12 protein-coding genes and 1 pseudogene are annotated in these 10,958 nt (G+C 76.5%); 12 read left to right on the top strand and 1 reads right to left on the bottom strand.

Annotated elements, in window-relative coordinates:
• Nucleotides 1–112: 112 nt before the first annotated feature.
• On the bottom strand, nt 113–892 hold the full coding sequence (locus ACGF5G_RS09185; RefSeq protein WP_393260547.1) for a prepilin peptidase: 780 nt from the start codon (nt 890–892) through the stop codon (nt 113–115).
• Between the two features lie 590 nt (nt 893–1,482).
• Here ACGF5G_RS09185 and ACGF5G_RS09180 point away from each other — a divergent pair.
• From ACGF5G_RS09180 to ACGF5G_RS09125, 12 genes and pseudogenes are all read left to right on the top strand, one after another.
• On the top strand, nt 1,483–2,049 hold the full coding sequence (locus ACGF5G_RS09180) for a hypothetical protein (RefSeq protein WP_393260545.1): 567 nt from the start codon (nt 1,483–1,485) through the stop codon (nt 2,047–2,049).
• Between the two features lie 98 nt (nt 2,050–2,147).
• A complete protein-coding gene (locus ACGF5G_RS09175; protein WP_393260672.1) occupies nt 2,148–3,050 on the top strand; it encodes a hypothetical protein in 903 nt (300 codons plus the stop codon).
• Complete coding sequence (locus tag ACGF5G_RS09170) at nt 3,047–3,706, top strand: SAF domain-containing protein (RefSeq protein WP_393260543.1); 660 nt, start codon at nt 3,047–3,049, stop codon at nt 3,704–3,706. The genes ACGF5G_RS09175 and ACGF5G_RS09170 overlap by 4 nt, the downstream gene beginning before the upstream one ends.
• Nucleotides 3,707–3,708: 2 nt before the next feature.
• Complete coding sequence (locus ACGF5G_RS09165; RefSeq protein ID WP_393260541.1) at nt 3,709–4,509, top strand: ParA family protein; 801 nt, start codon at nt 3,709–3,711, stop codon at nt 4,507–4,509.
• Entirely contained in the window at nt 4,499–6,076 is a 1,578-nt protein-coding gene (locus tag ACGF5G_RS09160) for a CpaF family protein (RefSeq protein WP_393260539.1), read from the top strand. The genes ACGF5G_RS09165 and ACGF5G_RS09160 overlap by 11 nt, the downstream gene beginning before the upstream one ends.
• Nucleotides 6,077–6,082: 6 nt before the next feature.
• Nucleotides 6,083–6,982, top strand: coding sequence for a type II secretion system F family protein (locus tag ACGF5G_RS09155; RefSeq protein WP_393260536.1), 900 nt, complete (start codon nt 6,083–6,085; stop codon nt 6,980–6,982).
• A gap of 5 nt (nt 6,983–6,987) precedes the next feature.
• Nucleotides 6,988–7,860 (top strand): type II secretion system F family protein, encoded by an 873-nt coding sequence (locus ACGF5G_RS09150; protein WP_393260669.1) that lies wholly within the window; start codon nt 6,988–6,990, stop codon nt 7,858–7,860.
• A gap of 26 nt (nt 7,861–7,886) precedes the next feature.
• Entirely contained in the window at nt 7,887–8,090 is a 204-nt protein-coding gene (locus ACGF5G_RS09145; protein WP_350702076.1) for a hypothetical protein, read from the top strand.
• Nucleotides 8,091–8,276: 186 nt separating this feature from the next.
• Entirely contained in the window at nt 8,277–8,729 is a 453-nt protein-coding gene (locus ACGF5G_RS09140) for a TadE/TadG family type IV pilus assembly protein (protein ID WP_393260666.1), read from the top strand.
• Complete coding sequence (locus ACGF5G_RS09135) at nt 8,714–9,193, top strand: TadE/TadG family type IV pilus assembly protein (protein ID WP_393260534.1); 480 nt, start codon at nt 8,714–8,716, stop codon at nt 9,191–9,193. The genes ACGF5G_RS09140 and ACGF5G_RS09135 overlap by 16 nt, the downstream gene beginning before the upstream one ends.
• The gene (locus ACGF5G_RS09130) at nt 9,190–9,639 is read left to right on the top strand and encodes a pilus assembly protein TadG-related protein (protein WP_393260533.1); all 450 of its coding nucleotides are present in this window, start codon (nt 9,190–9,192) and stop codon (nt 9,637–9,639) included. Before ACGF5G_RS09135 ends, ACGF5G_RS09130 begins: the two co-directional genes overlap by 4 nt.
• Before the next feature lie 14 nt (nt 9,640–9,653).
• Nucleotides 9,654–10,721 (top strand): annotated as a pseudogene (locus tag ACGF5G_RS09125) (LysM peptidoglycan-binding domain-containing protein); the annotation flags it as partial.
• Nucleotides 10,722–10,958: the final 237 nt, after the last annotated feature.

The following is a 10,958-nucleotide window of genomic DNA, read 5'->3' as shown; positions in this document are numbered from 1 at the left end:
GCGCGGGGGCGGGAGCGCGGGGGCGGGAGCGCGGGGGCGGGAGCGCGGGGGCGGGAGCGCGGGGGCGGGAGCGCGGGGGCGGGAGCGCGGGGGCGGGAGCGCGGGGGCGGGGTTAGGGGAGGAGGAGGGCGGCGACCGCGCCGCAGGCCAGGAAGGGGCCGAAGGGGAGGTGGCTGCGCCAGCCGACGCGGCGGGTGGCCAGGAGCGCGACACCGACCAGCCCGGAGAGCAGCAGGGCGAGCACGAGCCCGGCCACCGGGAGGGCCCAGCCGTACCAGCCCAGCAGGGTGCCGACGCCGAGCGCCAGTTTGGCGTCGCCGAGGCCGAACCCGCGCCGGCCGAGCAGCAGCGTGGTGGTGGCGAAGAACAGCGCCAGCCCCGCCCCGGCCACGGTGGCCCGCAGCCAGGGCTCCGGACCCGCCCCGGCGAGCGCGGCCACGCCGAGCAGCAGCCAGGTGCCGGCCGCGGCGGGCCAGGTGAGCCGGTCCGGCAGCCGATGCACGGCCGCGTCGACGAAGACGAGGGGAATCGCCCAGCCCAGCCACCAGGCGGTGGCGGCCAGCACCGCGGCGGGTGGACCGACCAGTAGCAGCACCCCGAGCGCCCCCGCCACGGCGAGCTCGACCGCGCCGGGCGGCGGGCCGACGCGCGCCCGGCACCGCCCGCACCGGGCCGCCGGACCCAGCGCCGGCCACGGCCGGGCCAGCCCGATCGGAGCGCCGCAGGCGTCGCACCCGGTCCTGGTGGCCACCCCCGGCGGTACGGCGTACCGGATCGCGGCGAGGCGGAGCACCGGGCCGAGGGCGAGGACGGCCAGCGCCCGCGCGACACGGGAGGCGACCGGCGGCGGCCCGGCGGGCTCCGCCAGCACCGGCGGTTCGGTCAGCGCCATGAGGGGTCCTCCCGCCGGACGCCGGGGCACGACACGGAGGGTAGTGACGGCCCGGCCGGCCGGTAACGGGCGCGACGGCCTGCGCCCCTCCCGCCGGAATCGCGGAAATGCACGCGGAAATGGCGCGACCACATGAGCGGGAATCCCATACGAATGGAATGTCGATACGTCGGGACGGGGGACGGATCGGACCAGTCGCCGCGTCCGGGACAGCCCCCGACGACCACGACGCCCACTCGCCCACTGGACGGACTCCCACCGCGTCGACTTTCCCAACCGCACCGCGGAAGACCGCGACCCGACTCGACAACACCGCCCGCAGCCACCCGGCGCCACCACCTGTCATCACTCACGGTATCCATCTGAATTGCCTCTGTTGCATCGGCGGACGTCAGCCTATGCTCGCCCCTTGGGTGCGGTGCAACCCCGCGACGAAACGACAGGGACGAACCAGGGCCTGCATTTGTAGATATCCGTAATGGCGAATGCGGCGACGCTTTCCGACAGGCCCGGATGGCCCCATTCGGCCGCGCCACCGCATGCCCGGAGCCGGTGCGCCGGCCTCCGGACGGCCACCGAGGAGGCACGACGTGCGCGGACGGCAGCTCGGCCGGTTGACGGCCCGCCTGCTCGCCATCGCGGCGGTCGCGGCGGTCACGGCCTGCGGCGCCGCCCCGGCGACGACCACCCGGGCGGCTCCCGCCGGTGGCGCCCCAACCCCGACCCATCGGGACGTCGACGAGCAGGCAGCCAGGAAGGCGGCCCTGGCCGCGTACGCCGGGTACCTCGCCGCGTCCCGCACGGCGAGCGGGCGCAGCGACCCCCACCACCCGGACCTGTCGCGGTTCCTCGCCGACCCGCTGCTGACCCGGGTCCGGCTGTCCATCCGCGAGACGAAGGAGCACGGCGCGATGCGTACCGGCACGTTGGTCTCCGACCCCACCGTGACGTCGGTGAGCCTGGATTCGAGCCCGCCCACCGTGGAGATCCAGGACTGCCTGGACGCGACCGGCTACCGCCTGGTCTACGCCAGGGACAAGCGGGTCGTCCCCGGCACCGGGGGGACCCGGCACCTGGCCACCGCGACCGCCACCCGGTACCCGGACGGCCGCTGGCTGATCAGCGCCGGCGCCGCCCACGAGGACCTGCCGTGCTGACCTGGGAAGGAGGGGGCGCCCCGGCCGTCGCGCCGAGCGGGGCCGGGGCGGTCCGCACGCGCACCGCCGGGACCGGGGCCGGAGCGACCCGCCGGGCGCTGGCCGGCGCCGGCCTGGCGCTGCTGCTGGCGCTCGGGGCGGCCGTGTCCGCACCCGCCGCGGGGCGCGCGGACCCCGGCGCGGAGTGCCCGCCCGGGCAGAGCGACTGCAGCGTCTGGGACGACGACCCCGGCACCCCAGGCGGCCCGGGCGGCGGCGGGGACACCGGCGGGGGCGGCGACTCGGGCGGCGGTGGCGGCGGCGGGAAGTGCCAGTGGAACGGCCGCACGGTGAAGTGCTACGACGACGTGCTCGGCTGGTTCAACAACGGCGACGGCTGCTACTACAAGCTCGCCCAGCCCCAGCTCGATGCCCCCGAGGGCAAACAGTGGTACGTGCGCACCTGCAACGGCGGCGACCTCGGCGCCCAGACCACGGTCCTGCGCGACGCCCCGCCGCCCGGCTTCGGCGCGCCGCCCGACCCGGAGGAACTCGCCCGGCGGGCGCTGGCCAAGATCACCATCGCGGCGCCCCGGATCGCGGTCGCCCCCCGCCGCAGCAAGGGCCCCGGCCTGGTCGGGCTGCCGGTCTGGATGTGGGGCAGCAGCCACGACCGGAAGTACTTCGGGCCTACCCAGCAGGCGTCGGAGACCGAGCGGGGCCTGACCGTCAGCATCACGGCGACGTTCGACCGGATCGTCTGGGACATGGGCAACGGCCGCACGGTCACCTGCACCGGCGCCGGCACCCCGTACCGGGCCGACGGCCCGCACGCCGGCCGCCGGTCCCCCGACTGCGGCTACGACAGCGGCTACCCGAAGGCCGGCGACTACCGGGTGCGGGCCACCACGTACTGGACGGTGACCTGGGAAGGCGGCGGTCAGAGCGGCGTCATCCCGGTCAACCGGACCACGGGGACGGTCCCGGTCCGGATCAACGAACTACAGGTGGTGTCGGAATGAGTGTGGCGACCCGGAACGGAACCGGACCGGTGGACGCGCCGATCGCCCCGCCGAAGGTGGTGCGGCAGCGCCGGATGCGACCCGGGCTGCTCGGCCTGGCCGTGCTGCTGATCGCCCTCGGCGGCCTGGGGGCGGCGTTCGCGGTCACCTCCGTACGCGCCACCGGCAGCTACCTCGCCGTGGCCCGACCGGTCGAGGTCGGCCGGCAGATCGGCGCCGACGACCTGATGCCGGTGCAGGTGGCCGGCGGCCAGGGCCTGTCCCCGGTCCCGGCCGGCCGGCTCGACGAGGTGCTCGGCAAGCGGGCCGCCGTGTCGCTGACCCCCGGGACGCTGCTGACCATGGCCCAGCTCACCGACGACCCGCTGCTCGGCCCCGGGCAGCAGCAGCTCGCGCTGGGTCTCGGGCCCGCCGAGGTGCCCGCCCGCGAGCTGCACCCCGGCGACAAGGTCCTGCTGGTCAGCACGCCGGACGGCAACGACGACCGCCCGGTGGGCGCCGCCACCCGGTTCGAGGCGACGGTCATCGACACCGCGACATCCGACGATGACGACGAGGTGGTGGTCTACCTGGCGCTCGCCGTGCGGGACGTGCCGGCCGTGGTGGCGCTCTCCGCGCAGGAACGGATCGCCGTCGTGCTGACCGAGGCGGCCTGAGCATGGCGATCATCGCGCTGGTCTCGGCGAAGGGCTCCCCGGGCGTCACCACCTCCGCCCTGGCCTGCGCCCTGACCTGGCATCGGCGGCTGGTGCTCGCCGAGTGCGACCCGGCCGGCGGGTCCATCCTCGCCGGCTACCTGGGCGGTGCGCTCGACGGCCCCCGGGGCATCGGCGAGCTGGCGGTCGGCGAGCTGCGCGACGGCAACCTGGAGACCGCGTTCTGGTCGCAACTGGTCGACCTGGACGCGCCGAAGCGGGAACGGCTGCTGCTGCCCGGCGTCGTCGACCCCGCACAGGCCGGCAGCGTCACCCCGCTCTGGCAGCGGTTCGCCGACTTCTTCGCCAGCCTGGAACGCGGCGACCCGCCGTACGACCTGCTCGTCGACTGCGGGCGGCTGCACGTCGTCGGTCCGCCCTGGCCGATCCTGCGCGCGGCCTCGGTGGTGCTGCTGGTCAGCCGCGCCCGGCTGCCCGACCTGTCCGGCACCCGCGCGATGGTCAGGGCGATCGAGCGGGACTTCGCCGAGCACCGGGTGCCGCCGGGCAGTCTGCGGCTGCTGCTGGTCGGCGACGGCCACGGCAGCGGCGAGGTGAGCAAGGCGCTGCGGCTGCCGGTGGTCGCCCGGCTGCCGGACGACCCGCGTACGGCCGAGGTGCTCAGCCTGGGCGGCACCGTGCGGGCCGGTCGGCCGCTGATGCGCGCGGCCGGGGCCCTGGAGGTGCCGGTCGGGGCGCTGTTGGAGCGGCGGCGCGCCCGGCTGGCCTGGCCCGTGTCGCAGGGGGTGCCGGATGCGGTTTGAACCGGTCTCCGCCGATCCGCGCCGACAGCCGCCCGGCACCGCCACCCCGCCCGGTGCCACTGCCACCGCACCGCCCGGCGTCACCTCCACCACGCCGCCGCTGCCCCCGCCCAACGGGCGGCACCACCAGCCGGCGCCACTTCCGGTGCCGCTGGCCGGGCCACCGCCGGAGCCGCCGCCCCGGGCCCGGATCGACTTCCACGTGGTCCGCGAGCTGCGCCGGGAACTCAGCGAACGGCTCACCCGGTGGCAGCGCGGCCGGGAGTTCACCGTCGACGAGGAGGACACCGAGCGCGCCCGGCTCGCGGTCGCGGTGGTGGCCGAGTACGCCGACGCGGTGCGCCGCGCGGGCACCCCGATGGCGGCCGGCGAGGAGCGGCTCCTGCTCGACCAGGTGACCGCCGAGCTGGCCGGGCTCGGCCGCCTCCAGACGCTGCTGGTCGACGACACCATCGAGGAGGTGCACATCCTCGGCTGCGACCAGGTGCGCGTCACCCGGCACGGCGGCGGGGTGGACTGGGCCGAGCCGATCGCCGACAGCGACGACGAACTGGTGGAGATCCTCCAGGCGGCGGCCCGCCGCGCCGGGGCCACCGAGCGGTCGCTGTCGACCTCCAAGCCCACCCTCGACCTGCAACTGCCCGACGGCAGCCGGCTGGCCGCGGTGTTCCTGGTCAGCCACCGCCCGTACGCGGTGATCCGCAAGCACAACACGCTGGACGTGAGCCTCGACGACCTCGCCGGCGGCCAGGGCGACCTGGACGAGATGATCGACCCGCTGGTGCGCGACTTCCTGCGCGCCTCCATGCGGGCCGGGCTGAACATCATGGTGGCCGGCCTGGCCGGGGCCGGGAAGACCACGGTCATCCGGGCGCTGATGGACGAGATCCCGGCCGACGAGCCGTACGTGCTGCTGGAGGAGAGCCGGGAGCTGCTGCCGGCCCGCCGCCGGCTCAAGCACCGGGCGGTGATGAGCTTCGAGGCCCGGGAGGGGCACGGCGAGCGCGGGCCGGACGGCCGCCCCGCCGGCGAGGTGAGCATCGCCGACCTGATCCCCGTCTCGCTGCGGATGGGCGTGCTGCGGATCATCGTCGGCGAGGTCCGGTCCCGGGAGATCGTCCCGATGCTCCAGGCCATGACGACCAGCCGCGGCTCGATGTGCACCATCCACGCGCGTACGCCCGCCGGGGTGAGCGAGCGGATCATCGAGCTGGCGCTGGCGCACGGCCGGGAGATGACCGTCGACCAGGCCCGCCGGATGGCCGGCAACGCGCTCGACCTGATCGTCTACGTCACCGTCGAGGACGAGACCGCGATCGGCGGACGCAAGCACCGCTTCGTCTCGCACGTCGAGGAGGTCATCGGCGTGGGCGACGGCAACCGGATCACCACCACACAGGTGTTCGGTCCCGGGCCGGACGGGCGGGCGGTGCCCCGGCACCTGCCCGAGCGGATCCGCGCCCAGCTCCTCCGGGTCGGCTACGACGCCCGGCTGCTCGGCCGGTGGATCGAGGCCGGCACGGGCGCCTGGCGGCGACCCCGGCAGACCCGGCTCGGGCGGCGGTGACCCGCGGTGCTGGACAACGTCGAACTCGTCGCGGTGGTCTCCGGGGCCGCCTGCGTCGCCGGGCTGCTGCTGGCGGTCGTCGCGCTCGTCGGCACCCGCCGGCCGCCCGGCGGGCCCGGCGCGGGCCGGGGGCTGGAGCGCCTGTGGAAGGGCTCCGGCGCCAGCCCGCGCGAGCAGCGGGCGCACCAGGCCCTACTGGTCGGCGCGCTGGTCGCCGGCGCGCTGGCCTTCCTGGTCACCGGCCTGCCGGTGGTCGGCCTGCTGGTCGTGGTGGCGGTCCCCGGCATCCCGTGGCTGTTCTCGGTCGGCAAGGCCGAGCAGCGGGCCATCGCCCGGATCGAGGCGGTCGGTGAGTGGACCCGCCGGCTCAAGGACGTCTCGGCCACCGGCCAGGGCCTCCAGCAGACGATCATCGGCACGGTCGCCACCGCGCCCGAGGAGATCCAGGAGGAGGTACGGCTGCTCGCCGCCCGCCTCCAGGCCGGCTGGCTGGCCCGCTCCGCGCTGCTCGCCTTCGCCGACGAGATCGGCGACCCGGTCTGCGACCAGGTGGTGGCGGCGCTGATCCTGCACGTGACCGACCGGGGCGAGCGCCTCGGCGACGTGCTCGGCTCGATCGCGCACGCGGCGGCGGCCGAGGTGGCCACCCGCCGGGAGATCGAGGCGAAGCGCACCCAGCCCCGGTTCGCGGTCCGCTTCCTCACCGGGATGACCCTCGCCACCGTCGCGTACGGGCTGCTCAACACCGAGTACGTCAGCCCGTACGGCACGCCCTTCGGGCAGCTCGTGATGGCGGCCCTCGGCGCGGCCTTCGTCGGCCTGCTGGCCTGGGTGCGATCGATGAGCCAGCCGCGCCGGCCGGCGCGCTTCCTGCCCGCCCCCGACCCGCAGGAGGTGCTCGCTTGAGCCTGGTGGTCCTCAACTGGCAGCTCGCGCTCGCCGTGTGCGGCGGGGCAGCCGTCGGGCTGGGCGCCTTCCTGGTGGTCCGCGAACTGGTGCCGGCCACCCCGGCGCTCGGGCCCGCGCTGCGCCGGCTGCACCAGCCGCCCGGCGGCGGGCAGCTCACCGCCCCCGCCGACCGGCGGCTGGAGTGGCTGACCGGGCTGAGCCGCTGGCTACGGCCACCGCACCGGCAGCTCGCCCTGATCGACCGGACCCCCGAGCAGTACGCCCTGTCGATGCTGCTCTCCGCGCTGATCGGGCTCGCCGCCCCGACGCTGCTCGGGGGCACCCTCCTCGCCGTCGGCGTACGGCTGCCGGTGGTCGTGCCCGTGCTCGGCAGCCTCGGGCTGGCGCTGCTCTGCGCCCTGGTCGCGCACCGGGCGGTGCTGGACCGGGCGGACAGGGCCCGCGACGAGTTCCGCCAGGCCGTCTGCACCTACCTGGACCTGGTCGCATTGCAGCTCGCCGCCGCCCACGGGCCGGTGCAGTCGCTGGAACGGGCGGCGGCGGTCTGCGACGGCTGGGTCTTCGACCGCATCTCCGAGGCGCTGCGGATCGCCCAGATGCAGATGCACTCGCCCTGGGACGAACTGCGCGACCTCGCCGAGCGCATCGGCATCCCGGAGCTGGGCGACGTCGGGGCGATCATGCGCTCCTCCGGCAGCGAGGGCGCGCAGGTGCACGAGACCCTGCGCAGCCGCGCGGACTCACTACGCGACCAGATCCGCACCGACAACCTGGCCCGGGCCGAGGGGGTGACCAGCCGCCTCGACATCCCCGGGGCGCTGCTCGTCTTCGTCCTGCTCGGCTTCGCCGTCTACCCGTTCATCGCCCGCCTCTGATCCGACCCCGAGAGAAGGAGCCCGTCATGTCCGTCATCACCTACCTGCACGTCGCGCTGGCGGCGCGGCTGGCCGAGCTGCGCCGCGACGGCGAACGGGGGGACAGCCCCGTACCCACCGCCGTGATCATCTTCGGCCTGGTCGCCGTCGCGATGGCGGTCACCGCCGCCGCCCTCGGCGCGGCCAACGACTGGATGGACAACATCCCGAAGCACCAGGACCCGAAGTAGCCCTGATCCGTGAGCCGCGCAGACTCCTCGCCGGGGCGCCGGGCGGTCACCGCCGCCCGGTGCCCTGCCCTGGCCGCCGCCCGGCCGCCCGCACCAGCCGCCGCCCGCCCCGGCCTGGCCGCCGCCCGCCGCCCCGGTCCAGCCGTCGCCCGGCGTCCCGGTCCAGCCGCCGCTCGGCGCCCCGGCCTGGCCGCCGCCCGCCGCCCCGGTCCAGCCGTCGCCCGGCGCCCCGGCCTGGCCGTCGCCCGGCGTTTGGCAGCCGGCGGGACCGACCGGGGGGCCAACCCGGTCGAGCTGGCGGTGGCGATGCCGGCGATCCTGCTGCTGCTCTTCGCCTCGATCCAGACCGCCGCCTGGTTCGTCGCCCGGTCCACCGCGCTGAACGCCGCGCAGAGCGCCGTCAACGCGCAACGGCTGCACCAGGCGCCGCCCGGGGCCGGCGAGGCCCGGGCCGCCCGGTTCCTGCGGGCCGCCGGCGGCTGGCTCGTCGACTGGGACAAGCCCGCCCCGAGCTGCGAGAGCACCAGGACCGAGGTGACCTGCACGGTGCGCGGTCGCTCCCTGTCGGTCGTCCCCGGGGTCGACTTCCCGGTGCGGCAGACCGCCCACGGGACGGTGGAACGGTGGACCACGCCGTGAGCCGTACCGCCGAGCGTGGCTCGGTCTCGATCGAGGTGGCGGTGCTCGCCCCGGCCTTCATCGCGCTGATCGTGCTGGCCGGGGTCACGGGGCGTACCGCCGTGGCGGCCGAGGCGATCGAGGCCGCCGCCCACGACGCCGCCCGCGCCGCGTCGATCTCCCGGGACGCCCGCACCGCCCGTGCGGAGGCGCGGGACGCGGCCCGCCGGCAGCTCGACTGGCGGGGCCTGGACTGCGCTGGCAGCCCGGAGGTGACCTTCAGCGGCGCGGTACGCGGCAGGCCCACCACCCTCGACGCGGCGTTCCGCAGCCCCGCCGGGCAGGACGCCTCGGTCACCGTGCGGATCGCCTGCACCGTCTCCTACCGGGACCTGCACCTGTCCGTCCTGCCGGGGATGCCCGCCGGCACGCGGGTGTCGGCGAGCTTCACCTCGCCCCTGGACCGCTACCGGAGCCGGCGATGACCGCCGGTCGGGTCCGGCCGGCTCCCGCCACCCCCGGCGACGAGGGGCGGGTGAGCGTCTTCCTCGCGGTGGCGATGGTCGGGATCCTCGCCGTCATCGGCATGGCCTTCGACGGCGCCGGCCAACTGCGCACGTTGCAGCGGGCCGACAACCTCGCCGCCGAGGCCGCCCGGGCCGGCGGTCAGGCCATCGACCGGGCCACCGCCATCGAGGGCGGGCCCACCCGGATCAACCGGCCGCAGGCCCGCCGGGCCGTCGCCGACTACCTCGCCGCCGCCGGCGCCGCCGGCCACACCGTCAGCTTCCCGGTCGTCGACGGGGAGACCCGGGTCCGCGTACGCGTCACCGTCACCCACCACAGAGCCATGCTCGGCCTGTTCGGCTTCGACGAGACCGTCACCGTCTCCGGCGAGGCGAGCGCGCGGCCGCTCACCGGAGCACCGTAGGAAGGAAGGCAGCCATGGCCGCTTCGGGTCGTTCCGCCGTACGGCGGACCGGACGGATCCTGACCGGGCTCGGCGCGCTCGTCGTGCTCTGCGCGGTGCTGGTCGGCGCGCCGGTGGCGCTGCTCGCCCTCGCCGGCAACCCGCTGCCCGACCACCTGCCCACCGTCGCGGAGATCGGCGCGACGCTGACCAGCCGCGACGACGGGCGCCTCTTCCTGCGCGCGCTGGCGCTGGCCGGGTGGTTCGGGTGGGCAACGTTCGCCTTCTCCGTGCTGGTGGAACTCTGCGCGCAGGCGCTGCGCCGGCCGGCACCCCGGCTGCCGGGCATGAGCCGCCAGCAGCGGGCCGCCGCCGCCCTGGTCGGGTCGATCGCGCTGATCATCGCGGCCAGCCCGGCGGCGAGCGCGGCGACGGCGGTCGCCGGCCCGTACGCCCTGCCGGCAGCGCCGATCGCAAACGCGCCGATGGCTGTCCCGCCACAGGCCACCTGGCCGGCCTCGGCGGCGCAGCCTGCTCCGGCGGCCTCGGCCGACGGGGCGGTGGTCTACCGGGTGGCCCGGGGCGACCACCTGGGCAGGGTCGCCGAGCGCTACCTCGACGACTTCGACGACTACCGTGAACTGGCCGCGCTGAACCGTGTCGACGACCCGGACCGGATCCACCCGGGCCAGTTGCTGAAGCTCCCGCAGGAGGCCGAGGACCGGGGTGCCCGCCGGCACGCCACCGGCCGCCTCGTCGCCCGGCCCACCGCACCCCTGCCGGCCCGGCCGGCCCCGCAGCCCACCCCTGAACAGGTCACCCCGGAGCGGGCGACACCCCCGCCCCCGGCGCAGGCCCCGGCGCCGCCGCCGGCCGACGCGACCGGCGACGAGGCCCCGACACTGACGGTCGGAGCGGCCCGGGCCGGCGAGCCCGACCGCGTGAACCGACCACTCGCGGTCTCCGCCGTCCTCGCGGTGGCGAGCATCGTCGGCGCGCAATTCGGCGCGGTCCTTGGCCTGCGCGGCCGCCCCGCCCGCGTACCGGCAGGCGCGGCCCGCACCGCCACCACACGCCGTCGAGGCACCGGGGGTGCCGGACGGGACGGAGGCAGCCGCAGCGGAAGCGGACGCGCGACCGGACACAAGGCAACCGGACGGGGCCGGACGGCACACGACGGAACCGGACGGGACGCGGCTCCCCGGGGCGCCGGCGCAGCCACCCACACCGGGACGACCGCGATCCCCCGCGACAGCACCCCCCGCGGCCACAGCGACGCGCCCACCACCCCCCGCCCGCTGGCCGGCGCCCACGCCGACACCACCCGCGACCCCCTAATC

The sequence above is a fragment of the Micromonospora sp. NPDC047730 genome, from assembly GCF_043204765.1.
Classification (GTDB): domain Bacteria; phylum Actinomycetota; class Actinomycetes; order Mycobacteriales; family Micromonosporaceae; genus Micromonospora.
The sequence above is the reverse complement of the archived record's forward strand: the minus strand, read 5'-3'. Positions and strand labels throughout refer to the sequence as shown.